This is a genomic window from Pseudobacillus sp. FSL P4-0506 (assembly GCF_038003025.1).
In the GTDB taxonomy this organism is placed as follows: domain Bacteria; phylum Bacillota; class Bacilli; order Bacillales; family Domibacillaceae; genus Pseudobacillus.
This window is the reverse complement of record NZ_JBBOOI010000001.1, coordinates 4183531-4207005: the sequence shown is the minus strand read 5'-3', so window position 1 is coordinate 4207005 and position 23475 is coordinate 4183531. Positions and strand designations below refer to the sequence as shown.

General features: G+C 43.1%; 30 protein-coding genes and 1 tRNA gene. 26 read left to right on the top strand and 5 right to left on the bottom strand.

The window, feature by feature from the left end; all coding sequences use genetic code 11:
* Window positions 1–408 carry a hypothetical protein gene (locus tag MKZ02_RS21120; protein WP_340856127.1) on the top strand — a complete coding sequence of 136 codons (408 nt, stop codon included), beginning with the start codon at window positions 1–3 and terminating at the stop codon, window positions 406–408.
* A gap of 123 nt (window positions 409–531) precedes the next feature.
* Window positions 532–753: a hypothetical protein gene (locus MKZ02_RS21115; RefSeq protein WP_340856125.1), complete on the top strand. Its 222-nt coding sequence runs from the start codon at window positions 532–534 to the stop codon at window positions 751–753.
* 18 nt (window positions 754–771) lie between these two features.
* Here MKZ02_RS21115 and MKZ02_RS21110 read toward each other — a convergent pair whose 3' ends face one another.
* Complete coding sequence (locus MKZ02_RS21110; protein ID WP_340856123.1) at window positions 772–1014, bottom strand: helix-turn-helix domain-containing protein; 243 nt, start codon at window positions 1012–1014, stop codon at window positions 772–774.
* A gap of 165 nt (window positions 1015–1179) precedes the next feature.
* On the opposite strand from MKZ02_RS21110, the gene MKZ02_RS21105 reads away from it, so the two are divergent.
* The 17 genes from MKZ02_RS21105 (at window position 1180) to MKZ02_RS21025 (ending at window position 11337) form a co-directional block, all read left to right on the top strand.
* Entirely contained in the window at window positions 1180–1422 is a 243-nt protein-coding gene (locus MKZ02_RS21105) for a hypothetical protein (RefSeq protein WP_340856121.1), read from the top strand.
* A complete protein-coding gene (locus MKZ02_RS21100) occupies window positions 1419–1691 on the top strand; it encodes a hypothetical protein (protein WP_340856119.1) in 273 nt (90 codons plus the stop codon). The genes MKZ02_RS21105 and MKZ02_RS21100 overlap by 4 nt, the downstream gene beginning before the upstream one ends.
* Complete coding sequence (locus tag MKZ02_RS21095) at window positions 1672–2007, top strand: hypothetical protein (RefSeq protein ID WP_340856117.1); 336 nt, start codon at window positions 1672–1674, stop codon at window positions 2005–2007. Before MKZ02_RS21100 ends, MKZ02_RS21095 begins: the two co-directional genes overlap by 20 nt.
* A 361-nt stretch (window positions 2008–2368) precedes the next feature.
* On the top strand, window positions 2369–3199 hold the full coding sequence (locus MKZ02_RS21090) for a hypothetical protein (protein WP_340856116.1): 831 nt from the start codon (window positions 2369–2371) through the stop codon (window positions 3197–3199).
* A gap of 294 nt (window positions 3200–3493) precedes the next feature.
* Complete coding sequence (locus tag MKZ02_RS21085) at window positions 3494–3685, top strand: hypothetical protein (protein ID WP_340856114.1); 192 nt, start codon at window positions 3494–3496, stop codon at window positions 3683–3685.
* 104 nt (window positions 3686–3789) lie between these two features.
* Window positions 3790–3993: a helix-turn-helix transcriptional regulator gene (locus tag MKZ02_RS21080; protein ID WP_340856112.1), complete on the top strand. Its 204-nt coding sequence runs from the start codon at window positions 3790–3792 to the stop codon at window positions 3991–3993.
* 22 nt (window positions 3994–4015) lie between these two features.
* Entirely contained in the window at window positions 4016–4957 is a 942-nt protein-coding gene (locus MKZ02_RS21075; protein WP_340856110.1) for a hypothetical protein, read from the top strand.
* Between the two features lie 46 nt (window positions 4958–5003).
* Complete coding sequence (locus tag MKZ02_RS21070; RefSeq protein WP_340856108.1) at window positions 5004–5135, top strand: hypothetical protein; 132 nt, start codon at window positions 5004–5006, stop codon at window positions 5133–5135.
* Between the two features lie 121 nt (window positions 5136–5256).
* The gene (locus MKZ02_RS21065) at window positions 5257–5835 is read left to right on the top strand and encodes an HNH endonuclease domain-containing protein (protein WP_340856106.1); all 579 of its coding nucleotides are present in this window, start codon (window positions 5257–5259) and stop codon (window positions 5833–5835) included.
* Complete coding sequence (locus tag MKZ02_RS21060; RefSeq protein ID WP_340856105.1) at window positions 5832–6059, top strand: hypothetical protein; 228 nt, start codon at window positions 5832–5834, stop codon at window positions 6057–6059. The genes MKZ02_RS21065 and MKZ02_RS21060 overlap by 4 nt, the downstream gene beginning before the upstream one ends.
* A 121-nt stretch (window positions 6060–6180) precedes the next feature.
* Window positions 6181–6333: a hypothetical protein gene (locus MKZ02_RS21055; RefSeq protein WP_340856104.1), complete on the top strand. Its 153-nt coding sequence runs from the start codon at window positions 6181–6183 to the stop codon at window positions 6331–6333.
* Window positions 6333–6662: a DUF2577 family protein gene (locus MKZ02_RS21050; protein ID WP_340856102.1), complete on the top strand. Its 330-nt coding sequence runs from the start codon at window positions 6333–6335 to the stop codon at window positions 6660–6662. Before MKZ02_RS21055 ends, MKZ02_RS21050 begins: the two co-directional genes overlap by 1 nt.
* A 30-nt stretch (window positions 6663–6692) precedes the next feature.
* Entirely contained in the window at window positions 6693–6938 is a 246-nt protein-coding gene (locus tag MKZ02_RS21045) for a hypothetical protein (RefSeq protein ID WP_340856100.1), read from the top strand.
* Between the two features lie 92 nt (window positions 6939–7030).
* The gene (locus MKZ02_RS21040; RefSeq protein ID WP_340856098.1) at window positions 7031–7330 is read left to right on the top strand and encodes a hypothetical protein; all 300 of its coding nucleotides are present in this window, start codon (window positions 7031–7033) and stop codon (window positions 7328–7330) included.
* Window positions 7327–9474, top strand: coding sequence for a phage tail tape measure protein (locus MKZ02_RS21035; protein ID WP_340856097.1), 2148 nt, complete (start codon window positions 7327–7329; stop codon window positions 9472–9474). Before MKZ02_RS21040 ends, MKZ02_RS21035 begins: the two co-directional genes overlap by 4 nt.
* Window positions 9475–10000: 526 nt before the next feature.
* Window positions 10001–10351 (top strand): DUF2200 domain-containing protein, encoded by a 351-nt coding sequence (locus tag MKZ02_RS21030; RefSeq protein WP_120036393.1) that lies wholly within the window; start codon window positions 10001–10003, stop codon window positions 10349–10351.
* Window positions 10352–10905: 554 nt separating this feature from the next.
* A complete protein-coding gene (locus MKZ02_RS21025) occupies window positions 10906–11337 on the top strand; it encodes a general stress protein (RefSeq protein WP_340856094.1) in 432 nt (143 codons plus the stop codon).
* A 406-nt stretch (window positions 11338–11743) separates the two neighbouring features.
* Here the strand turns inward: MKZ02_RS21025 and MKZ02_RS21020 are convergent, their stop codons facing one another.
* The 4 genes from MKZ02_RS21020 to MKZ02_RS21005 form a co-directional block, all read right to left on the bottom strand.
* Window positions 11744–13636 (bottom strand): ABC transporter permease, encoded by a 1893-nt coding sequence (locus tag MKZ02_RS21020; protein WP_340856092.1) that lies wholly within the window; start codon window positions 13634–13636, stop codon window positions 11744–11746.
* Window positions 13611–14375: an ABC transporter ATP-binding protein gene (locus MKZ02_RS21015; protein WP_340856091.1), complete on the bottom strand. Its 765-nt coding sequence runs from the start codon at window positions 14373–14375 to the stop codon at window positions 13611–13613. The genes MKZ02_RS21020 and MKZ02_RS21015 overlap by 26 nt, the downstream gene beginning before the upstream one ends.
* 84 nt (window positions 14376–14459) lie before the next feature.
* Window positions 14460–15461 (bottom strand): sensor histidine kinase, encoded by a 1002-nt coding sequence (locus MKZ02_RS21010; RefSeq protein ID WP_340856088.1) that lies wholly within the window; start codon window positions 15459–15461, stop codon window positions 14460–14462.
* A complete protein-coding gene (locus tag MKZ02_RS21005) occupies window positions 15458–16162 on the bottom strand; it encodes a response regulator transcription factor (RefSeq protein WP_120036398.1) in 705 nt (234 codons plus the stop codon). Before MKZ02_RS21005 ends, MKZ02_RS21010 begins: the two co-directional genes overlap by 4 nt.
* 304 nt (window positions 16163–16466) lie before the next feature.
* Here MKZ02_RS21005 and MKZ02_RS21000 point away from each other — a divergent pair, with 304 nt between their 5' ends.
* The 7 genes from MKZ02_RS21000 to yhbH all read left to right on the top strand — a co-directional run bounded on the left by MKZ02_RS21000 (window position 16467) and on the right by yhbH (window position 23409).
* Window positions 16467–17012, top strand: a complete 546-nt coding sequence (locus tag MKZ02_RS21000) for a DUF6241 domain-containing protein (protein ID WP_120036399.1) — start codon at window positions 16467–16469, stop codon at window positions 17010–17012.
* 119 nt (window positions 17013–17131) lie between these two features.
* Window positions 17132–17202, top strand: a tRNA-Gly gene (locus MKZ02_RS20995).
* A gap of 112 nt (window positions 17203–17314) precedes the next feature.
* Entirely contained in the window at window positions 17315–18445 is a 1131-nt protein-coding gene (gene queG, locus MKZ02_RS20990; RefSeq protein WP_340856079.1) for a tRNA epoxyqueuosine(34) reductase QueG, read from the top strand.
* A 60-nt stretch (window positions 18446–18505) separates the two neighbouring features.
* Window positions 18506–19366 (top strand): amidase domain-containing protein, encoded by an 861-nt coding sequence (locus tag MKZ02_RS20985; RefSeq protein ID WP_340856076.1) that lies wholly within the window; start codon window positions 18506–18508, stop codon window positions 19364–19366.
* A gap of 54 nt (window positions 19367–19420) precedes the next feature.
* Window positions 19421–19897, top strand: coding sequence for a tRNA (uridine(34)/cytosine(34)/5-carboxymethylaminomethyluridine(34)-2'-O)-methyltransferase TrmL (gene trmL, locus MKZ02_RS20980; protein ID WP_182917172.1), 477 nt, complete (start codon window positions 19421–19423; stop codon window positions 19895–19897).
* A gap of 363 nt (window positions 19898–20260) precedes the next feature.
* The gene (locus MKZ02_RS20975) at window positions 20261–22156 is read left to right on the top strand and encodes a PrkA family serine protein kinase (protein ID WP_120036403.1); all 1896 of its coding nucleotides are present in this window, start codon (window positions 20261–20263) and stop codon (window positions 22154–22156) included.
* Window positions 22157–22269: 113 nt separating this feature from the next.
* Complete coding sequence (gene yhbH / locus MKZ02_RS20970) at window positions 22270–23409, top strand: sporulation protein YhbH (RefSeq protein ID WP_340856072.1); 1140 nt, start codon at window positions 22270–22272, stop codon at window positions 23407–23409.
* Window positions 23410–23475 lie beyond the last annotated feature (66 nt).

The following is a 23475-nucleotide window of genomic DNA, read 5'->3' as shown; positions in this document are numbered from 1 at the left end:
ATGTTTAACAAAGTACAGACGGTCGGCACAATAAGCGAATTTTTGGCGGGAGAGCATAAAAAGCCGCGCAAGGCATGGCGGCCAAGTGCGGCGGTAACAAATAGCGTGATTATAGTAGCTGGCGCTTTGTTTTTTACGCTTGCAGGCGTGGATCTAGCGAGTGCCGCGACGGTTGACGGTGTGATTTACGACAAGATTAATCGGGCTTTTCTGCCGCTGGTAGAACTCGTTAAGGGGCTGTCATATCCGATTGCACTCGTTATCCTGTCGGCTGGTGCCTTGATGATTATGATAGGAAATAGAGAAAAGGGTTTTTCTATGATCCAGCAGGCCAGTATTGGTTATATCCTGGTTCAATTAATGCCGCTGTTAATGGATTTACTCGTACAAATAGCGAAATCGATATGAGGTAAAACGTGTTACATTAAACGTGTACGTTTACCATTTATAGTACAAAAAAGTAAACATTTTCAAAATTTCTCCCTTGTGATAGTGTAAAAAGCGCAAATCAGAGTCGAGGGAGTGTATTTTATGGATTACGAAGATATGGAATCGTTTATTGAACAACTGGAACGGAGGCGAAGAAAGCCAACGTTTGACCAGCTGCACGACAGACAGACTTATTTTGTCCGCAAGAATCTTATAAGGGAGATCGACAAGTTAAGCCAGAAGTATAATCGAGGTTTTAAGACGGCATTTATTAATCATGCAATCGCGAAATTGCTGCGTGAAGAGTTCGGAATAGATGTATAAACGAAAAAAGGGCGCCAATTACTCGGCGTCCTCTTTTTTTGGAACAAATTCGACCACTTCTTCGATTTTACAGTCTAAGTATTCGCAAATTAGTGCGATTACGTCCAGCGCTACATACTCCCCGGCGCTCATTTTAGCCAGTGTAGACGGTGAAATTCCTAAATCATTACGCAGGTCTGTTCGGTTTTTGTCGCGATCAATAAGTGTTTTATCCATTGGTTTATATGACGGAACTATACTTTCAGCTTTTCGCCTTGCCATTACTAACACCTCCACCGCTATTCTATACTAATGATACGCTAATTAAAACAAAAAGTTCGATTTCTCGAATATTTTTTTATGTAATTAGTTGACATTTCTTTTTATATATCGTATTATATGTACAAGAAGTCGAACAAATACTACAAAAAAGCGGAGGTAATAATCATGAAAGAAACAATCGAAACAGTTGAAATCCAACCGGGCGAGACTATTACGATCCTACACGTTCCGATTATTCCAGGCGTCACAGTGAAAATTTACGATGCAGAAGTTGCGGAGCTGTCTATCGGCAAAATGGACATCATGTTTGCTTGGAACGATGAAACGCGTGACATGATCGAGAATATCGACGATTTTGAAGCGATTGAACTGTTGGCGCTACTGGCCGAACATGAGGTGCGGGAATGAGAACGATTAATCTCCAATTCAAGGGGTATGATCGGCTGGCGTGCGAAGAGTGGACCGCTGTAGAAACGGCAGTATTGGCGACTGACCGCGTTGCAGTAGTAGCGGACAATTGGGAAGGCGTACGTTTTTACGTATTCAATGAACCGGTTGTAGGCGACACCGCTGATGAAGCGAAAGCTGACGTTATTTTGTTTAATACGCAGGGCATCGAGCTGACAACGGAAATGGCTGCTCTTCTGTTTAGAGACTTTGCATATTGGATCGAATAAACTTGGACTCCCCGATGAAGCGGCAGCGTTTGGCGGCGCTGGAATTGGCCCGTTGAGGGGAACGATCGGACTTTGCTGGCGTCTGGAAACGCTGGTAGCATGGGAATCTTACGTCGGTACGTCCGAGGCAAAGGCGTATCGGCACGGATTCTTAAAAAGTGAAGCGAGGTCCCGTGGAGCATTAATCGCGGCAACGGTTAATTTTGTGCGGAACTTCGTCACAATTCACGCCATGCAACAGGCGGTACTCTTTGGCGGGAGTATCGTCTTTTCATTTAGAATAATACGAGAACATATGTTTGTCAATGGTTTATAATATTGAGCGGATGAGTAATCGGGCTACCGCCCGGCAACTTCGGCAAAGAGCGCCTCGTTGCATTCATTAATTACTTATATCGTTATGTACTTTATATATCGATGGTCTTTAAAAAGAAGAGGATACGGCGAATGAAGCCCCGGTTTTGGGCTGAATGAGACGCCAGGTCTATGACCTGTTTTACTTACAGTTGTATTACGTTACTACTGACTAAGATATACGAGAAAGTTAAAAAACTGCCATGATCCTTGTAATGGCGGGCTTTGCATCGTATCTGCAATGTAAACGAAAAGCATGATAAACTCGGAAAAATGTAAACGAAAAGCATGGTATTGTTTCAGCAATATAAAGGAGGTGATGCTTGAAAACTGTTGAAATGGATCCGATAATAAATATATCCGCAGCGATTCGCAAAATTCGGAAATATCGTCTATGCCTAGGGCTGTATTGCCCGAATAAATTGCGGAGGCGATGCGGAATGAAAAAAGAATACCAATTACGTAGAGTTATAGCGAGGCTGAAAAAACGGACAAACTCGAAGTATACGAACGTTGAAGCTGTCAAGAGGTCAGTAAATCGGGGAATAAACGGCTACAAGGCTGTAACAGGTCGTCATCCTAAACCGTTTGACCTTTACCGGCTGGCTTTGATTCTGGATTACGTGTACGAGAATAGCCAGCGTGAAAACGTGAGAGCGCTAAGAAGCGATCGATCACGCGAGGAATGGGCAGAGCTAGAGGCTGAATACATCGGTAATCCGCCGCCGATTGACACTGATAGCAAATTCTGTGCGGCTTGGGACTGCTTTAATAAGCTTCCAAAGAAAAGCCGTCGGAAATACTGTCCTGGTGACCGTTGTGCTAATGAGCAAAAAGCCGCCAAGAAACGGCTAAAAGATCATGGTACACTATTGCCAGTCAAAGCGTATGCACCTAAACGAGCAGAAACCGTAGATAAAGCCTACAAAGAAGCTGAAAGAGCGCTTGATCCTAGCAAGCTGGACTACGTAGGCCGAGTCATGCCAAAAGCCCGACCAACACAGGACAGTAATGCTCGGATGCACCGGATACGAAACGTGAGGCTACGCGATGATGCAGGCGGAGAGACTATTTTCCGTGTCAGCATCGCTGACGGTAGTAAAAAGGTAGAGAATCCGGGGAAGTATCGGCGCTATTTCGGTGAAACAGAATAATTTTACGTAATAGGTGAGAAGGTTCGAGTGTCACCGCGGAATGCTCGAACGATGGACAGGCTCGGCAGACAATGCCGGGCTTTTTTATTGCGTAAAACACGATAAAATAGCCTATTTAACAGGTAATAAGGAGAATATGTTCGCCAAAACAAAGAAAAATTACGTGAATTCAAGCTAAATACATAGTTGAGGTTGTTAAAGTTATATATTTGTGGCTTATACGTTGAAGGCAGAAGAGAAAACAAGGGAATTAATTACAAATATCGAATTAAGAAGTAGAAGGGACGTGATAAAATGACACATCAAGAAAAAATAGTTCAAGTTGTTGCAGAAATGGATGAGGAAAAGGCAAAACAAATTCTAGCGGAGATTTTTCTTAATGTAGACCGTGTAAATGGGATTAATTATAGTCAGGAAACTTGCTACCAAGATATTGAACGGCTTTACAAACAGGAGATTGTTTTTGAATTAATGAAAGGTAAGTAAATAGAATACATCTAAAACGAGGCTCCGATCGTATGCCTAACGGTCGGGGCCTTTTTATATTGGCCTAAATAAACAACATTTTGATTTAAAGGAGGATACGCAAAATGAATCGACAGCTCGTAAAGGCAATTCGTGACGTACTCGGACTTAATCAGCACAGATTCTCTAAGGAAGTTGGAGTATCACGCTCCACTATTGCTTATATTGAAGCCGGCTATACCTCGGTATCTCCTGAAACACAGAGGAAGATCACTGAGGCAGTCGGCGCAGACTTCGTGAAAAAAGTAGCAGCTTTATTACCGAAATAAAAACAAAAAGGGGATGGGTAGGATGACAACAAATAGAACGGTGATTGAACGAGCGTGGAAGGACTTAAATCCGAAGGTACGACATGAATATCTCGCTATTAAGGAAAATGTACAATTCATCAACGGCAAGGCTTATACGGCGGATGGCCGCGACGTTGATCATTTAATCGAAGCGGTGCCGAAAATTAAGACACCAACGTATAAGCAAAGAGGCGGACTAAACGCGATTACAGAGCTTGCGGACCATGAAAAAGAACATGGCGGCTTTGTTTTCGCGTTTTTTAGTGCCGCCAAAACGATGGAGGAGCAGTTTCCGGATTTAGCACAATCGGATCTCGCGCGCCTCATGTTCATCGGCACATATACCGCTTGGGAAACCGGCCAGTTGAAGCATGATAACGGCGTACCGCTCGACAAGAAAGGACTTGCGAAGCTACTAGATATTAGCCGACCGGCTTTCAATAAATTTTACGCCTCATTGCTTGCGGGCGGAATCTTATCGGAAGAAGGCGGATTGTATATGAATCCCGCGCTGTTCTACCGCGGCAATCTCGGTGACGTACGTAAGCAGTTAGGTGATGTCCAGTACACGCGTTTGTTCCGAAAAACGGTCCGAGAGTTATATGCGATGTACAACGGTCGAACAATCAAGCAGCTGGCGCTCATTTATGCGGTGCTGCCGTTTACTAACTTCAATTTTAACGTCATCTGTTTCAATGCGGAGGAAAGTAACGCGGACCTTGTACGCCCTATGAAACTGGAGAATCTAGCGGCAATGCTTGGATACCAGGATACGCAAAAGCTAGTAACGGCATTGCGCAAAATCAAGTATAACGGAAAGTCTGTTTTTGCACTTGTTGAAGCAGACGGAGATAAACGGGCAAGAAAGGTAATCGTAAATCCGGCAGTCGTTTACGCAGCAGATGGGCAAAGTTTAGACGCTATTAAAATCTTGTTCCGATGAGGGTGGAAGCCGGAGGGAGCGTGACTACATACGAGGGGGTGAGAGAGTGAGCGATAAGGAGCGGGCTGAACTGCTGATTGCGTATCTACAGGCTTTATGCGGCGCTAGTCAGGCAAATGTACGAGTTTTTGAGGAAATTCACCGCACAATCACAGAAATTGAACAAATATTAGCTTAAAAATGAGAGAGGGAGCGAGTGAGAGAATGACAATCGAACAATTAAACTTAATCGCAAGACTGGTGTACATGGAACAGTTACTGATGATGGAAGCGGATCGTGTTAAAGGCGGTGCTTGCCAATGAGTAACAATAAACGTTGTAGCAAATGCGACCAAATAAAGCTGGTTACGGAATTTTATAGCGCAAGTCGTTGTCACTGCAAAGAATGTGAGCGTAAAGAGGCTCGCTGGCGGATGGCACGTCCAGAAAACGTAATCGGCACCGCGCTTAGGGATGCCCACAAGACTGCGGTCAAGTTTGGCGTCGAGGACACATTAACACTCGATGAGTTACGTTACTTATTTGCACTCAGCGGCGGACGATGTGCATATACCGGCAAATTTATGACAAAGCCGAGCGTTGATCATTACGTACCACTTAGTCGGGGCGGCGCTAACGCTTTTTGGAATGTGCTGATCGTCGATTGGAGCGTCAATAAGCAAAAACACGACACCGATCCGAGCGACTGGCTGTGGCAGCGGCAAGAAGTGGAACGCGAACAAGACTTCATCCGGCTACTAGCAACTAGGAGAGGCGTCAGCATTGCGGAAATGGCGGGCTATTTAGCCGAGTTCCAGGCAGCTTACAATGACGAACGTATCAGACGGCTGTTGCCGGAATGGGTTGTGAAGTATAAAGGAAAGGAGGCAGTAAGTTGAGTAACGAGCTATGGCAGATTGAAACCGGCTGGCTTTGCGGATACACGGAAGATCGCGACCTTATGCGCCGTATCAAGCGTTATAAAAAGGGTTGGTGCATTACCGCTGACTATTTCCGGAATGACCGGCATATTGGTTCACAATATAAGATACCGATTGAGCAGCGGCGGCCAGCAGAGCGGATGTTTGGCGTGGTAGTTATTAGAGAAAATAAGGCGATTTAAGTGCGATAAGGTCTTTACCCTACTCTTACTATTCGGAGAGGAAAAAGATCGACTATATCGCGCTTTTTTGTACGGAAATCTGTCAGTTACACACATTTCTTCAAGGGGGAGGTGTTGCGTGTTGCGCGTAACGATATGTCGAGGACAAAAATCATTGGTTCGAGTAGAAAAAGAAGGTCGCATTGGGTACTTTACCGCAGGTCGTCATGTTAGCGACCGTAAGATTACAGAACTAGCGACCGGAAATTACGTTAAATGGAGGATGATGGGCTAATGTTGCAAAAAAGATTGCATAAAGAGGGAAGTGCGTTCTCGCAAATAGTTCAACAAATTCGCGAAATCGGCCGTAATGTCGATATCGATATTCAATTTGGCACAGTCACGGCACCGCTACCGGCCATAGAAGTGGTACTTGATAACGATTCAATGACACTGGATGACGATGATTTGACCATTCCGTGGCAGCTAGGTACGCATCAACGATTAACAGAAAGCGGAGAGGTTATCCGTTTTAGAAGCTCCCTGTACATTGGCGACCGAGTAATTGTCGCTTGTATGGATGATAAACAGCAATGGCTTTTATTAGACAAGGTGGCTGAGTAAACTGACGCCGGCATAAAAGGAGGCGCTGCATTGCTAATCGTGCTGGACCAAAAGAGAGAAAAATACGGAACGATAACGAACACGTTTTTGATAGACGTTGAAACTGGTGAAATATTGGCGAGTGATACAACGCTCAAGGGTTCCGATCCAATAGAAGCGGGGAGGAAAGCACTCAGGACGATGATTGTAGATTATCCTGGCGCGCTAATCCACGCAGATGAGCGTTTTTTAATAGGAATAACATGTGAACAACGCGTTCGAACTACAGTCGGCTAACTTATCGGCGGTGGGAGCGTGCTTGATAGCGGAGGCTGGCGCAATATGCGTCGGCTTTTTTGTTTTTACCAAAACGGAAAGGAAGGGGAAAAATGCAAAATACACAACTAGCACGAATCCAACGGATACTAGAATTCGGCGTAGCTTGTAAAGAACTCGATGCAGCAGGTCCGAAGGCAACTCGAAGCCAAAAGCGCAAGCTTAAAGCTTTTCAGATGTCGTTGAGAGCGATGCTGTCGGATGAATTGCTCGGCACAATTGCGAAAAAGCATTTAGAAGTCCTCGACGCATTGCAACACTACATTAAAACAGGCAGCGAAGTATCGCGTAAAAGGGCGCGCAATCTCTGGGATGAAGCAAGCCGACACATATACGAGGTGAAGTTGCAATGATGGACCTCACGGCGGTAATACGCTTGCGCGATCAAGTAACCACACCGCTACGATCTATCTCCGGCCAATTAACCGCGTTAGTCGGAACCGTTGGAATAGTAGCGACGGCAATGGATAGCTTAAATACAGCGATGGATTTTGAAGCGCAAATGAGTAAAGTCGGTGCTATTGCTGATGCGACGGGTGACGATTTAAACCGTTTGAAAGACACAGCGGTACAGCTTGGAGCAGAAACAACTAAAAGCGCCTCGGAAGTTGCGCAATCCATGCAGGAACTAGCGGCAAAGGGATTCGATACGAATAAAATTATCGGAGCTATGCCGGGGATTATCAAGGCGGCCGAAGCGTCAGGCGAGGACTTGGCGTTAACCTCCGATGTTGTTACGTCTGCTTTAAATGCTTTCAATATGGAAGCGGAGCAAGCTTCGCATATCGCCGATGTTATGGCGATGGCAGCAAATGAAACAGCGGCAGGGATTAACGACATGGGCTACGCGTTTAAATATGCGGCACCAGTAGCGAACTCGCTCGGCATTAGTATGGAAGAACTCGCATCAGCAACCGGATTAATGGTTGACAAAGGATTAGAGGGAAGTCAGGCAGGAACGGCGTTACGTATGGGTCTGACACGTTTAGCTGACGCGCCAAAAGAAGCGAGTGAGGCAATGAATGCAATGGGATTTTCCGCTGTTGATTCGGCCAATAAGTTTAAATCTATCGCTCAAATCACCGACGAACTCCGTAAAAAAATGGACGGTATGACACAAGCGCAAAAAGTTCAAACGTTGAGTACGATCTTTGGCGTGGAAGCCGCGACCGGCTGGCTCGGTTTAATTGATTCAGCGCCAGGTAAGCTCGATAATCTAACGAATGCACTTAAAAAGTCAGATGGAGCGGCAGAAGCGGCAGCTAATAAAATGATGGATAACGCAAAAGGTGCCATAGAACAGATGATGGGCGCATTTGAATCGGTGCAAATCGCTGTTATGACGCCTGTCTTGCCGTTAGTTAAGCAGATCGCAACGGAGATCGGAAATTTCGCAAGTAACATAAAGCCGGAACAATTCACGGCATTTGGAAACAGCATTAAGAACGGGCTAGAAACGGCTTATGAAATAGTTAAATCGTTTGCCAAGTTCGTCTATGACAACTGGACAACGATCAGTAACGTAGTTCTTGCAGCTGGTACAGCGTTTGTGACGTTCAAAACGCTCTTGCTCGGAATTACAGCGGCACAAGCGGTTGTACAAGTTATCGGGGCGTTGCGTGCAGTCATTACAGGCGTAACGGCAGTACAATGGGGCTGGAACGCAGCTTTACTCGCGAATCCTCTAACGTGGATCGTCGCGGGGATTACAGCAGTCGTCGCGGCGGGCGTCTTGTTATGGCGTAACTGGGACATTGTTAAGGCGAAAACGTCCGAGCTATGGAACCGGTTAGGTGGTTTTCCGGGCATCGCATCCAAGGTAATTGGGCCAATCGGGATTATTATAACTGTCGCTAAGAAAATGGCCGGTCAGTGGGATACCGTAAAGGTCAAGGTTGGTAACGCGATGGATTCGGCAAGGGCAAAGGTTAACGCGTTTTTTAAACCGCTTCTCAGCTTTATTGGAAAAGCAAAAGACAAGTGGGATAGCTTTACTAGCATAATTCGTAATTTTAAAATGCCTAAATTAAAATTTCCGTCTTTGCCTTCATGGATGACCGGCGGCGGAGGTAGCGAGAAGGTTGATGGCTCCGCTTATCACGGCGCTGACAGGATCGCTCGCGACGGCATGTTGTACCGCGTGCATAAGAACGAGGCGATATTGCCCGCAAAACAGGCAAATGTTTGGCGTCAGATAAAAGGGTTGATAGATGGCGGCAGTCCGATTAAGTCAGCACCATACAAAAAGGCAGGCAGCCAATTCGAAGGTGTGAAATATGACCAGGTTCTTAACGTCAATGTGCGCACTAAAGGAACCAATAGCCACGATCAGCAACCGCAGGTGCATAAGATTGCTAGTAGCGGAGATTCCGGTAGTACGGTGAACCAATACTTTACAATCACATACAATGGCGGAGCTGCTAACGAGCAAGAGTTTGAAAAGTTTGCAGAGTACTTGAATAGGCGTCTTGGACAGGCGATGGCAGGCGGAGCATAAAGAAATAATCGGCGGGTCCTTGCGGGCCTGCGCTTTTTTTTTGTGTCGCTGAGAGGCCTTATTTTGCATCGAAAAATGGTTAGACGCATAGAAGTTCGGTTCATTGCGGAATTTAAAGTTGGAAAATGCTTGTAATTAATATATATCGCGCCTATAATGTAAGGAAGGAAAGCGGTAGTGTGCGCTAATGCAACCGCCTAATGCACGGAGAAATGACCGGGTGCCTATCGGAAGGAATGTCGACTCTTTTCACGACTCAAAATCGTGTTCCGTGAGGAGTGTCGGTTCGACCCCGACCACCGGTATTACAATTCGTTGATACAACGGCATTGAAAGACGCTTACTATCGTTAGTAGGCGTCTTTTTTGCGTCTAATCAGACACTATTAAATTGGAAGGGTCATAACTTAAAAAGATAAGACTCTGGATGGAGTTATCTCTCATTAGCGTATATGTTAAACTAATTTAAGAGGGAGTATTTATCAATAAACGTGCCATTTTACGGAATAATTAAGGGAGGACTTATCATGACCAAACATAAGATCTACGCAATGAGTGTTGCAAGTGTCTATCCCCATTATGTTGCGAAGGCGGAGAAAAAAGGACGTACGAAAACAGAAGTCGATGAAATCATCCGTTGGTTGACAGGGTATAGTCAGGAAGAGTTAGAATCGCAACTGGAAAAACAGACAGACTTTGAGACCTTCTTTGCGGAAGCTCCCCAACTGAATCCTTCCCGGGCTTTGATCAAAGGTGTGATCTGCGGTGTCCGAGTGGAAGATATAGAAGAACCAACTATGCAGGAAATTCGCTATTTGGATAAGCTGATCGATGAATTAGCAAAGGGAAAAGCAATGGAGAAGATTTTGCGGAAATAATAATTAACATTCTATTCATCCAAAAGCGGCTATCTTAAATTATCGGGCGGATGATGGAACAAAGAATTTCAAAATTAACCTTCATAAAAGCTGCATGTAAACAGTCGACTAAATAAAGTCGGCTGTTTTATTTTACTGCCATCCCTCCAACCATCCCCCAAAGAAAATTAGAAATTAGGTGCCTGCAAAACCTGCGGATTATGAGTTGGGGTAAGTAGCAGCTGTTTGAAAACGTCCTATAAGTAAGAAGAAATTCGCTATGGAGCATGTAAATGCAGCGAAAATGCATCCTATTTTATCCGACTGTTACGACCGCCAGTCTAACACAATTATCAGTGCAGATAATAAGAAGGAAAGGGATAAAAGGATTATATTGCGTAATACGAGTTAGACTGTTTACTAGCTGTGACTTTCTGACAGAGACCAACCGATTAGCTGATCCTCTCTAGAATTGCTGAGCTGGAAATTGCTGATCATTTTCTAGAAGTTTGCATGATTGAAATTTTCCTGAGAGGGAATTTAATTAGTACATCATGTAAAGGAGATAGTCACTCATGGAAAAACGAATCATAGGTGTTTATGAAACTGAAAAACAAGCACAAGCAGCGGTAGAGGATTTACAGAGAAAGGGCTACAATTTTGAGCAAATCTCTATTGTTGCAAAAAATATCGAAGGATTAGAATCGAATGGTGACCAAGTGAAACCTAATGAAACGGAAGGAATTATTGCAGGAGCAACGGCTGGCGGAATCATCGGGCTGGCTAGTTTTTTCGTAGGAATAAGTGCTCTAGCAGTTCCGGGTATTGGTCCAATAATAGCGGCAGGTCCGTTATTATTAACCCTGGGTGGGGCTGTATCTGGTGCTGCTGCTAAAAACGGCGGTTTAATCGGGGCCTTGCAGGAGATTGGATTGGATGAAGGAGAAGCTCGCCGATATGAAGAGGATGTGAGAAAAGGGAAAATTCTCATTGTCGTCGCAGAATAATTCTGAAATAAAGGATGCTTAAAAGAATGAAGGAATATCAACATTTAAAACGTCTTTCTACAAGTTGTAGGAGGACGTTTTTTATTTGTTTTGAACTGTGAGTTAAGAACTTTAAGACCACACCCTATTCAGTATCATACTAAAGGTAAACGTTTTGCGTACATATGAAGGTCAGTGTTAAATTTAATAAATGGAGTAACGCTTGTCTTTGAAGCTTCATACTATATATTAGACGTGAGGCAGCACCTGGCGTCTGATTGGACTGAAATTTTTACAGTCAGGACTGGCTACAAAGACCAGTCCTTTTTTTGAGAAAAAACTTTAATAGCAGAGAATGTTTTTACACTAAAAAGTATAGGACAGAGAAAGAAGCAGGAGCAACCGCTAGGCTGCTCCTGTTTTAAGATTATTCGATGGCTTCTTTAATTTGTTTAACGTAAAAGAAGCGGACAACCAGATAATAAATGATTTGAATAGCGAGAAAGCTTGTAAGTACCATGGCTGATTCTGTGACTAGATTGTAGCTAAACATCCGTGAAAGAGAGGTTAGAGCCACAGCACCGTGGATGAGCGCAACAGCCATTGGTGCAAAGAACAGCAAGGCTGTTTGACGATTTACGATCTTTTTCATTTCAGGTACGGTTAATCCCATTTTAGCAATGGCTTGGAACTTTACTTTGTCTTCAGACAGATCGGTAAAGAGACGGAAATAGAGAAAGCTTCCAGCTGATACGAAAAAGACAATCCCGATAAACAATCCAATAAAGAGAATCGGACCATAGCCTTTTTCAATTTGATAGATAATAAAATCGATCGAGAAGAATGTTCCAGGTTCATAATGCTCTTGTAACACTTCTCCTGTTTTTCGCAATTGTTCTGAAGTGTTTTTGTTTGATGCGTGCCAGATGACATTCTGCTCAACTTTTACAGGTTTCGGCAGCTGATTGTATATCTTGTCACTCACAATATAGTAATTCTCAAAGTTTGGATAGGCATCTGCATCAATCAGCTGACTTGGTTTGATTTCTTCCCCGTTAGCGAGCGTGATAGCCTGTTTTAGCAGGCTGTCATCTTGATTACTTTGGTCGAGGCTAGCAATGCTCTTCTTAGCCACGACAGCTTCTTTTTCTTTAAGGTCAAGCTGTGGTTTGTCAAGCAGTTGTGCTGCTTTATTATAATCGGCAGCGTTTAAAACGAGTATGCCATTAGGCTTGCCGTTAAATGGAACGTAGATTTTTGTTATGTCTAGCCGCTCTGCATCAATGCCATTCCGCTTAATGGCGCTTTGGGCGTATTGTACATCTTTCTCCATGTTCTTTGTCTTCTCATAAGGCTGGTAACTGTACGTAAATGGATTTGCCTGGACGATGCCTTTCGTCAAATAGGAATGCGTCCCGTACAAAGTGCCAATCGCACTGAAGGCAACGGTAGAGATAATAGCGACCATAAAAAAGGCACGTGCATTGTCTTTCATTCGAAAAGACAGGTCTGAAAATAAGACCATGTTTGTATTGCGCCAGAAGAGCGCCTCGTTGCGTTTCAGTCGGCGAATAATAAAGACGTTTAACTGGCTGAACAGCAGGTAAGTGCCGATGATAACAACAACGACAACAGGCACCATCACGACAATAACTTCCATTCCTTTCACATAAAGCGCTGTTCCATACCCGCCAAGCAGCAAAAGTACTGCCAGGACAGAAAGAAAAATAGAAGCTTTTGGTTCATCTTTCGGCTTCTTGTCTCCTTTAATCAGGTCAACGAGCTTATGAGTGCGCAAGATAAAGGAAACAAAAAATGAAATAAACAAAAACAGTATAATAAACGAAATAAATGTGACAATCATTGCCATGAATGGCCAGTAGAAATGAAGGTTCTCCTCAAGAATAAGAACATTTTCGGCCAATAGCAGAATGAGCTTAGCAAAGACAAGCCCGAGCAGAATGCCGCTAATGGTAGCGAACAGTCCGATCAACATGTTTTCCATGAAAACCATCAGCCGGATTTGCCGGGTGCTCATTCCCTGCATCATCAGCAAACCAAATTCTTTCTTTCGAGACTGTAAGAAAGCACTCATGGAATACAAAACAAAAAAGAAAGAAAATACGTAAATAATGCCGCCGGCCACGGTCAGCGCAAACATCGCATGTTTGTTCATGTCGCTACCCTGAAATGACGGATGAAAGGCAAAGATCGCAAATGTAAAGAAAACCATAACGGTAAACAAGCTGCTCAGAAAATACGCAGCATACAGCCGCTTGTTGCGGAGGACGTTATTAAACGCGAACTGACGAAAAGTCATGGTCGTTCCCCCCAAGCAAGGAAAGTGTGTCGATAATTTGCTGGAAGAAGCCTTTTTGGCTGTCTCCACGGTAAATCTCGGAATAAAGCTTACCGTCACGGATGAAGACGACACGGTCAGCATAGCTTGCTGCCTGCGCCTCATGCGTCACAAGGAGTGTAGTCATCCTGTCTTTTTTGTTTAAAGCAGACAACAGCTCCATTACGTCTTTAGAGGCTTTGGAATCAAGGTTTCCGGTTGGTTCGTCAGCAAGTAACAGCTTTGGATTATGAATGATCGCCCGGGCAACAGCTGCCCGCTGTGCTTGACCTCCCGAAATTTCGAAGGTGCGCTTTTTCATAATTCCAGCAATGCCCAGCTTTTCAGCTACAGCTCTTGCTTTGCCTTTCATTTCTTTGACGCTTCTTCCATCAAGCGTGAGCGGCAGAACGATATTTTCTTCAACCGTCAGTGTGTGAAGAAGGTTGAAGTCCTGAAAGACAAAACCAAGCTCTCTGCGGCGGAACTTAGCCAAATCATTTTTCTTTAGCCGATGGGGATTCTGTCCATCAATTGTAATTTCTCCAGTTGTCGGTTCATCAATGGTTGCTACCATGTTCAGTAATGTTGTCTTTCCACTTCCCGATGGCCCCATAATGGCGACAAACTCTCCATCTCCTATAGACAAATCAATATCGGTTAGAGCACGGTAGGCGACTTTTCCTTCATAAACTTTTCCGACTCTTTTCACCTCAAGCATACTTATTTCTCCTCTCGCTTTTGTAATGATGCCAGTGTAGCGCATTAGGCCGGAAGGGAGCTATCGAACTTTCTTTCACTTTTCTTACATCGATGTAAGGTTTTGCGAAGGGCTGAACACAATGCGGAAAATCGATCCCTCGTTGACTTCTGTTTCCACTTCTAGTTGATGTCCAAGGTAATGGCATACCTCGTTAACAAGATACAGTCCCATCCCTGTGGATTCGCGGTATTTGCGGCCGTTAGAACCGGTAAAAAATTTGTGAAAAATTCGTCTTCGATCTTCCGGAGGGATGCCGATGCCCCAGTCTTTCACTTCCAATATGGCTGACCCGTCTCTTTCATAAATTGTAATGTCGATAGAAGAGCTTCTGCCTGCCGAATATTTCACTGCGTTTTGCACAAGCTGGTCAAGGATAAAAAATAGCCATTTTTCATCTGATTCAACAGTAATGCCAGGATGCTGCTCCTTAAAACGAGGATAGACCCGATTGCGGATATAGAAGCGCTTATTTTCTGTGTTGACTGCTTGTACCGTTTTGGCGAGCAAGACGGGCTTGATTTGAAAATCTTGTTCAATAGTTCGCAGACGGGCATTGTAAAGAACTGTATTCAAGCTATGGCGCATTCGTTCTGTCTCTTCACGAATGTTCGAAGATTCAGGTTCGTCAAGGTTTTGTGCGGTCAGTTCAATAACCGAAAGAGGTGTTTTTATCTGATGCACCCATCGATCGATAAATTCCAGGTGCTCTTCCTGTCGCTTTTCAGCTCGCTGCAGAGCCGTCATATAAAGCTGATATTGTGACTTTAACAGTGCATGAAGGGCAGCAGCAGTCGGAGCAGAGCCGGTTTTCTCTAATGATTCATCAGGGGATGAAAGGCCGTTCTCTAGCCTTTTATAAAATGAACGCCGGCTTATGTAATGATAGAATAAATAACTGGCTAGCAAAAATAGTCCAATAAAAACGGCATATAGAAAAACAGAAATGTGATGATAGCCGTCGAGCCAAAAAATAAGAAAAAAAACGAAAAATTGGACGAGTTGAAAAGAAATCAACAGTAAATGTTCACGAAAAAATAACCTCATGCTCTTGCCGGCCCCCATGTTACATTCAGTCGATAGCCAGCACCGCGCACGGTTTCGATGGATTGTTCAATACCGAGTTCCTGCAGTTTTTTACGCACACGAGTAACATTTACATTCAATGTATTTTCATCCACACAAGTTTGCTCATCCCATAGCTTTTCCAGTAAATCTTCCCTCCCCGCTACACGTGGATAACGATCCATTAAGCTTTCAAGAATATCTGTTTCTTTTTTTGTCAGGCGTATCTCCTGATTGGCAAAGTGCAATTCAAATCGCTCTGGATAAAGCTTCAGTCCATCTAACTCAATGACCTGTTCCTGGTGGTTGGAGGAATAGGCGCCGTAAGCCCGACGAAGCTGGCTGCGGACTTTGGCCATAACGACATCGGCATGAAACGGCTTTGTAATAAAGTCATCCCCGCCATTTTCCAAAGCCATGACCTGATCCATTTCCCCCGTTCGGGCCGAGATAAAAATAATAGGACAAATAGAAACAAGACGGATTTGCCGACACCAATAATAGCCATCGAATTTAGGCAAATTAATGTCCAGCAAGACGAGATCAGGCTTCTCTTTATGAAATAGATCCATGACATGATCAAAATCCTCTATTACTACGCTTTGCAGCCCATACTTTTCAATAAATACTTTTAAATGTCCAGCAATCTTTGGATCATCTTCAATAATCATAATTTTTTCCATTGGATCCCTCCTTCAACAGGCGAAGTGTTCTTTTGCGACTGCTTACAAAATTGATTATAGCATGAAGTGGCTGCATGCAAATAAAAGCCATGGAGGGTAATTGGATGCGCAGTAATAAGGAGATAAGACAGGTAGCTTTAAGTGTTTGAGATATTCATCCACCAATATTCATTTCAACTATATGACAATTATGGTAATCTAAAACTATCAATCTCTTCTATGTAATAACGAGTCTATCAAGAGTGATTCAGATGTAAACGAGAGCGTTGTGAATCCATCATAATAATTTATGTTAGGTGATAAAATGGACTTTAAAAAATTTACAATGGTTTTTATTTCTGTAGCTGTTATTTCTCTTGTATGTGGGTTAATTGCTTTATCTGTAATAGGAGTTAGTGTACCAGCAGAAGAAAACCATCTTCGTAAAAAGCAAGAGGCAGAGACAGAGAAGGAGACTAAAAAACAGACGGATGAATTTGTTGAAAAACAAATTAATATTGAAGGGGACATAAGAGAGACTTTACCGACATTGAATGATGGCAATGAGCCGCAAGTGACTGATCTTATGCATAAAATGACTCATCAAAAAGTGGTGTCAGATGAAAAATGGGGAGCGATCGAGATGACTCCAGAAAACATTGCGAAACTGAAGCAACACGTTTTAGCAAATAATTTTAAATCAAAGGAATTTTTTCTCGAAATATTAAATAGGTGGGAGACTGGAAATTTTGATAAAGCAGATAAAGATCACAATGCTTTATGGGAGGCACAGGGAGGAACCGTTGGCATTGCTTACGACCTGATGACAGAAAAACAGGAGAAGCAGTTTATCGAGAGGAATTTCAGGTAAGAATAAAATAAAGGGAAGTGAATATCCTTACTTTTATATGGAAATAATGAAAATCCTCTTGAATTCGACAATATTTTTATATATAATAAAACACATGTTATAAATTGAACTCTTTACTTGCGGGTGTAGTTTAATGGTAAAACCTCAGCCTTCCAAGCTGATGTCGTGGGTTCGATTCCCATCACCCGCTCTCTCATATTGTTATTAACGCAATGTTTTATTCCTTGCTGGATAAGATGTTGCGTTTTTTAATGTATATGAACGCTTGCTGGAAAATGCTTTCTCTGAAAGGAGGAGTAGGAATGGATTATGCTGTTTTAAAGAAAGAAATTATTGAATATAGCCGGGAAATCGGTATAGATAAGATTGGTTTCGCCTCAGCAGCTCCCTTCACTGAGCTGAAAGATCGTCTAGTGCGTCAACAAGCATTGGATTATCAGTCAGGTTTTGAAGAAAAGGACATTAACAAGCGGGTGGACCCTTCTTTAATTTTTGATCAGCCAAGGTCGCTTATTGCCATTGCGTTAGCCTATCCTTCTAAAATGAAAGAGTCTGTGAAAGGAAAGAAAGGAGAGAGAAGGGGCATCTTCTGCCGGGCTTCCTGGGGAGAGGATTATCACACGATCCTTCGCGACCGGTTAGGCAAATTAGAAGCATTTATCGCGGCTAAAGTTCCCGACGCTCGCTTTCGTTCAATGGTGGACACAGGAGAGCTGTCAGACAGAGCGGTGGCTGAGCGTGCGGGGATTGGCTGGAGTGGCAAGAATAGCTCTATTATTACACCTGAATTTGGTTCCTATGTTTATTTAGGAGAAATGATTACTAACTTGCCATTTGAGCCAGATAAGCCGATCGAAAATCGCTGCGGCACATGTACGAAATGTTTAGATGCTTGTCCAACGGGCGCCCTCGTACAAGGAGGACAGTTAAATGCTAAACGCTGTATTGCGTTTTTAACACAAACGAAGGACTTCATGCCTGTAGAGTTTCGTGAAAAGCTTGGGAACCGTCTATATGGCTGTGACACTTGTCAAACGGTTTGTCCAGAAAATAGAGGGATCGACTTTCATTTCCATGAGGAAATGGAGCCAGAACCAGAGGCGGTAAAGCCGCTTCTTAAGCCGCTAGTCAACATGAGTAACAAGGAGTTTAAGCAAAGATTTGGCTCTATGTCTGGCTCTTGGAGAGGAAAGAAGCCTATTCAGCGCAATGCTATTATTGCATTGGCTCATTTTAAAGAAGAAGAAGCTTTGCCTTCCCTAATTGAGGTGCTACACTCAGATGTCCGTCCGGTATTAAGAGGAACCGCTGCTTGGGCAATCGCAAAAATTGGTGGTGAGGGGGCTAGAGAAGCGCTCATTTCAGCAAGAACAAACGAAAAGGATGATGAAGTTATCGCTGAAATCGAGAAAGGAATCTCTTCAATGAATTAACATGAACAGAGACTAGCCTGAATAGATATAGAAAAACGAATCGTTCAGGAGGATCTTTTCATGTGTGAAGAGCTTCGACAGGAAATCGAGCGGCGTTTGCAGTCTCTCGTGGATGGCAAAGTGAGTGACGAGGAGAAGTTGCTAAGAAAGCAGCAGCAACTAGAGTCAAGGGGGAGTAAAATTCTTAAAGCTAAAGCTTTTGGCAAGATACTTTCCAATGAGGGAGAATGGACACGTTATCTCGTTCATTTTAAATATTTAATTAAGCAGGACAGCTATATTTATTTAGAGGAAGAAGTCGAGGAGAGAGCTGCCCGCATAGAAAATCAAAAGCTGATAGAAGATAAGGAAACAAAACTCCCGCTTGTTTTTTTAGGGGAAGAAAAGGGAGTGGCTGACTTCCCGGAGGTCTTGGAAGAGAGACGAGCCTTTCATTATGACCGTCTTAAAGCCGTTCAATATGCGGAGCGATGGTGGAATAGTTATAATCCAGCTTATCGAAAATTTAATGTGGATTGTACCAATTATATTTCCCAATGCTTGCATGCAGGCGGAGCGCCGATGACGGGTTACCCAGATAGAAGCCGAGGCTGGTGGATGACAAATAATAATTGGAGCTACAGCTGGACAGTTGCTCATGCTTTCCGCTGGTTTTTGTCCTCCTCCAAGAGCGGGATACGCGCGCAAGAGGTGAGTGAACCGAAAATGCTGCAGCCTGGTGATGTAATTTGTTATGACTTTCAAGGAGACGGCCGCTTTGACCATTCGACGATTGTCACAGCAAAAGACCGCCGTGACATGCCGCTCGTTAATGCCCACACAACAAACAGCCGCATGCGCTATTGGAGTTATGAAGATTCTACCGCCTATACTCCCGGTATTCAGTATAAGTTTTTTCAAATTAAAGATGATTCTTCTTAAGTTTTTTTACTAGTGATATAATAAATAGGTTACAGCATAAATATGAGGTGAATAATTTTGTCTATTAACGTAGTACTTTACCAGCCCGAGATCCCGGCCAATACCGGAAATATTGCTAGAACTTGCGCAGCTACAGATACAGTGCTTCATTTAATCCGTCCGCTTGGCTTCTCAACGGATGATAAAATGTTGCGCCGTGCCGGCCTGGATTACTGGCAGTTTGTAAAAGTGGTGTATTATGATTCCCTCGAGGAATTTTATGAGAAGAATGCCGATGGAGAATATTATTATTTAACCAAATTTGGCGAGAATAACTACGCCGATTTTGATTATAGCAATCGTGACAAAGAGCATTTCTTTATTTTTGGAAGAGAAACGACAGGCTTGCCAAAAGAGACTATTAATGAAAATAAAGAGCGGTGCCTGCGCATTCCAATGAATGAAAATGTAAGATCCTTGAATCTATCTAATACAGCCGCCATTTTAGTTTATGAAGCATTGCGTCAGCAGAGCTTCCTGAAATTAAAATAAAAAAGCACTGCAGCCTGACTGCAGTGCTTTTTTTGTGAAGAAAGTGACGTTCTTTTGACGATGCCTTCGCTTTTTTAAATTATTTTGTACCTGGCTTATCTTCATATCCAGCAGTAAAAATTGCGGAAAGGAAGGCAATAATCACAGCTAAAATGAGTATGAAATTCATTTTACGTACCCCTTTCTTAAGAAGTCTTTTCCTGCACACTATTTTTATTATAGCTGAAAGCATTTGTAAAGAAAACGCTAACTTATTGCAAATTACGGACAATCAATGATTCCGCTTTTCATTAGCATGTTAGAGGCTGTACGGGCATAGGATTTATTAATCGTTCTCTAATTACGCAAAAGCGGGAGGTCTATATGGATATCTTAAAAAAAGTCGAACAATACCGTGAACAGGAAGAAAAGTTAAAGTGGGAAGGCACTTTTGCGGAATATTTGGATATCGTTAAACAAAAGCCTTGGGTGGCTCAGTCAGCTCATTCTAGAATTTACCATATGATCAAAGACAAAGGGATAGAGACAGAGAATGGCTCTAAGAAATATAGTTTCTTCAGCACGGAGCTATACGGACTGGAAGAAGCGCTAGAACGCCTCGTTGAGGAGTATTTCCACCCTGCAGCAAAACGATTGGATGTCCGCAAACGGATTTTGTTGTTGATGGGACCGGTTAGTGGAGGGAAATCAACGCTTGTTGCCATATTGAAAAAAGGAATGGAGGCTTATTCAAGAACAGAAAGAGGGGCTGTATACGCGATTAAAGGATGTCCGATGCATGAGGATCCGCTCCATTTAATACCTGCTCATTTGCGGGAAGATTTTCATAAGGAGTATGGTGTTCGAATTGAAGGGAATTTATCGCCATTAAACATGATGAGGCTACAGGAAGAATACAATGGCCGGATTGAAGACGTACTGGTGGAAAGAATCTTTTTCTCTGAAGATAAACGGGTTGGGGTCGGAACATTCAGCCCCTCTGATCCGAAGTCTCAGGATATCGCTGATCTAACGGGCAGCATTGACTTCTCTACGATTGCTGAATACGGATCTGAGTCTGACCCGCGCGCCTACCGTTTTGATGGAGAGTTGAATAAAGCGAACCGTGGATTGATGGAGTTTCAGGAGATGCTGAAATGTGATGAAAAATTCTTGTGGCATTTATTGTCTCTTACACAGGAAGGGAACTTTAAGGCGGGAAGATTTGCCTTGATTTCCGCAGATGAATTAATTGTTGCCCACACAAATGAGACGGAGTATCGGTCGTTTATTTCTAATAAAAAGAATGAAGCCCTTCATTCACGGATTATTGTCATGCCGATTCCGTACAATCTAAAGTTGTCAGAAGAGGAAAAGATTTATGAGAAAATGATTCGCGAAAGTGATGTGTCTGATGTTCATATCGCTCCGCATACGTTAAAAGTAGCAGCCATGTTTACTATTTTGACTCGTTTGAAGGAGCCGAAACGCGGCGATATTGACCTTGTTAAAAAGATGAGATTATATGATGGCGAAAATGTGGAAGGGTACAATTCAGCAGATGTCGATCAGTTAAAGAAGGAGTACCAGGATGAAGGAATGAGCGGCATTGACCCACGCTATGTGATTAATCGTATTTCATCTACGATCATCCGTAAAGAAGTATCTTCCATTAACGCGCTTGATGTTCTCCGCTCCCTGAAAGAGGGACTTGATCAGCATCCGTCGATTTCAAACGAACAACGAGAAAAATACTTGAACTTTATTTCTGTCGCACGGAAAGAATATGACAACATTGCCAAGAAGGAAGTGCAAAAAGCGTTTGTTTACTCATATGAAGAATCAGCGAAGACGTTGATGGATAATTATTTGGATAACGTAGAAGCGTATTGTAATAAGTCAAAAATGCGCGATCCGCTCACCGGGGAAGAAATCAATCCGGATGAAAAGCTTATGCGTTCGATTGAAGAGCAGATTGGTATTTCTGAAAATGCCAAGAAAGCGTTTAGAGAAGAGATTTTAATTAGAATTTCGGCTTACGCTCGAAAAGGAAAGAGGTTTGACTATCATTCTCATGACCGCCTGCGTGAGGCCATCCAGAAGAAACTGTTCGCCGACTTAAAAGATATCGTGAAAATTACAACTTCAACGAAAACGCCGGATGAACAGCAGTTGAAAAAAATCAATGAGGTAGTGGCTCGTTTAATTGATGATCATGGCTATAATTCTGTATCAGCCAATGAACTGCTTCGTTATGTGGGCAGCCTGCTGAACAGATAGAAGAAGAGGCAGCCGTTTTGGCCGCCCTCTTTTTTCCTTTTCAACTATATACTTCGTACAACTTTCCGCCTGCATGCATACGATAAAACTAAGGAAAGGAGAGATGATAGGAGATGAGTGAGCATCATCACGTATCCCGTGAAAATTGGTCTCTTCACCGCAAAGGGTATGACGATCAAGAGCGGCATAAGCAAAAAGTACAGGATGCCATAAAAAAGAACTTGCCGGATTTAGTTACAGAAGAGAGTATCATCATGTCAAACGGCAATGAAGTCATCAAAATCCCTATTCGTTCCATAGAAGAATATAAAATTAGATATAACTATGATAAAAATAAGCATGTCGGGCAGGGGGACGGCGATAGCCAAGTAGGCGATGTTATCGCTCGCGATGGCAGCCCTGCTGAGGGAGCTGGAAAAGGAAGCGGTCCCGGCGATCAAGCTGGAGAAGATTACTACGAAGCAGAAGTGTCGTTTATGGACTTAGAAAAAGCATTCTTCAGCGAGCTGGCACTTCCCAATCTGAAGCAAAAAGAACAGGCGCCTTTCACAGTGGAAGACGTGGAATATAATGATATACGCAAAACAGGGTTAATGGGCAATGTGGATAAGAAGAAAACATTGCTATCAGCTTATAAGCGCAACGCTTTAACTGGAGAAGCGAAATTCCATCCTATTTTACCCGAGGATTTAAAATTCAGAACGTGGACAGAAGTGGAAAAGCCAGAATCAAAAGCCGTGATCCTTGCAATGATGGACACAAGCGGATCGATGGGAGTCTGGGAAAAATATATGGCCAGAAGCTTCTTTTTCTGGATGGTTCGCTTTTTGCGGACAAAGTACGAAACCGTTGATATTGAATTTATTGCTCATCATACAGAAGCCAAAGTAGTCAGCGAAGAGCATTTCTTTTCTAAAGGAGAGAGCGGGGGGACGATTTGTTCATCTGCTTATCGAATGGCTTTAGAACTTATCGAAGAGAAATATGACCCTTCCCGCTACAATATTTACCCCTTCCACTTTTCAGACGGGGATAATTTATCATCTGACAATCTGCGGTGTGTAAAGCTGGTTGACGAGCTGATGGAAAAATCGAATATGTTCGGCTACGGAGAGGTGAACCAGTACAACCGAAATAGCACGCTCATGAATTCGTATAAAAATATTAAAGATAATAAGTTTAGACATTATATCTTGAGGCAAAAAGCGGATGTATTTTATGCGATGAAAAGTTTTTTTGGAAAAGAAGAATAAAAAAAAGTACCTTATTGAAAAGATCCATGCTTTCAATAAGGTACTTTTTTGTTTAGTTTGGCTTGA

Coding starts and splice junctions, on each gene's coding strand:
- MKZ02_RS21110 (WP_340856123.1), bottom strand. CDS start 1,014: ATGGCAAGGCGAAAAGCTGAAAGTATAGTTCCGTCATATAAACCAATG.
- MKZ02_RS20985 (WP_340856076.1), top strand. CDS start 18,506: ATGTGTGAAGAGCTTCGACAGGAAATCGAGCGGCGTTTGCAGTCTCTC.
- MKZ02_RS21120 (WP_340856127.1), top strand. CDS start 1: ATGTTTAACAAAGTACAGACGGTCGGCACAATAAGCGAATTTTTGGCG.
- MKZ02_RS21020 (WP_340856092.1), bottom strand. CDS start 13,636: ATGACTTTTCGTCAGTTCGCGTTTAATAACGTCCTCCGCAACAAGCGG.
- MKZ02_RS21115 (WP_340856125.1), top strand. CDS start 532: ATGGATTACGAAGATATGGAATCGTTTATTGAACAACTGGAACGGAGG.
- MKZ02_RS21000 (WP_120036399.1), top strand. CDS start 16,467: ATGGACTTTAAAAAATTTACAATGGTTTTTATTTCTGTAGCTGTTATT.
- MKZ02_RS21005 (WP_120036398.1), bottom strand. CDS start 16,162: ATGGAAAAAATTATGATTATTGAAGATGATCCAAAGATTGCTGGACAT.
- MKZ02_RS21080 (WP_340856112.1), top strand. CDS start 3,790: ATGAATCGACAGCTCGTAAAGGCAATTCGTGACGTACTCGGACTTAAT.
- MKZ02_RS21035 (WP_340856097.1), top strand. CDS start 7,327: ATGATGGACCTCACGGCGGTAATACGCTTGCGCGATCAAGTAACCACA.
- MKZ02_RS21065 (WP_340856106.1), top strand. CDS start 5,257: ATGAGTAACAATAAACGTTGTAGCAAATGCGACCAAATAAAGCTGGTT.
- MKZ02_RS21075 (WP_340856110.1), top strand. CDS start 4,016: ATGACAACAAATAGAACGGTGATTGAACGAGCGTGGAAGGACTTAAAT.
- MKZ02_RS21100 (WP_340856119.1), top strand. CDS start 1,419: ATGAGAACGATTAATCTCCAATTCAAGGGGTATGATCGGCTGGCGTGC.
- MKZ02_RS21040 (WP_340856098.1), top strand. CDS start 7,031: ATGCAAAATACACAACTAGCACGAATCCAACGGATACTAGAATTCGGC.
- MKZ02_RS21085 (WP_340856114.1), top strand. CDS start 3,494: ATGACACATCAAGAAAAAATAGTTCAAGTTGTTGCAGAAATGGATGAG.
- yhbH (WP_340856072.1), top strand. CDS start 22,270: ATGAGTGAGCATCATCACGTATCCCGTGAAAATTGGTCTCTTCACCGC.
- MKZ02_RS21010 (WP_340856088.1), bottom strand. CDS start 15,461: ATGAGGTTATTTTTTCGTGAACATTTACTGTTGATTTCTTTTCAACTC.
- MKZ02_RS21050 (WP_340856102.1), top strand. CDS start 6,333: ATGTTGCAAAAAAGATTGCATAAAGAGGGAAGTGCGTTCTCGCAAATA.
- MKZ02_RS21025 (WP_340856094.1), top strand. CDS start 10,906: ATGGAAAAACGAATCATAGGTGTTTATGAAACTGAAAAACAAGCACAA.
- MKZ02_RS20975 (WP_120036403.1), top strand. CDS start 20,261: ATGGATATCTTAAAAAAAGTCGAACAATACCGTGAACAGGAAGAAAAG.
- MKZ02_RS21015 (WP_340856091.1), bottom strand. CDS start 14,375: ATGCTTGAGGTGAAAAGAGTCGGAAAAGTTTATGAAGGAAAAGTCGCC.
- MKZ02_RS21030 (WP_120036393.1), top strand. CDS start 10,001: ATGACCAAACATAAGATCTACGCAATGAGTGTTGCAAGTGTCTATCCC.
- queG (WP_340856079.1), top strand. CDS start 17,315: ATGGATTATGCTGTTTTAAAGAAAGAAATTATTGAATATAGCCGGGAA.
- MKZ02_RS21105 (WP_340856121.1), top strand. CDS start 1,180: ATGAAAGAAACAATCGAAACAGTTGAAATCCAACCGGGCGAGACTATT.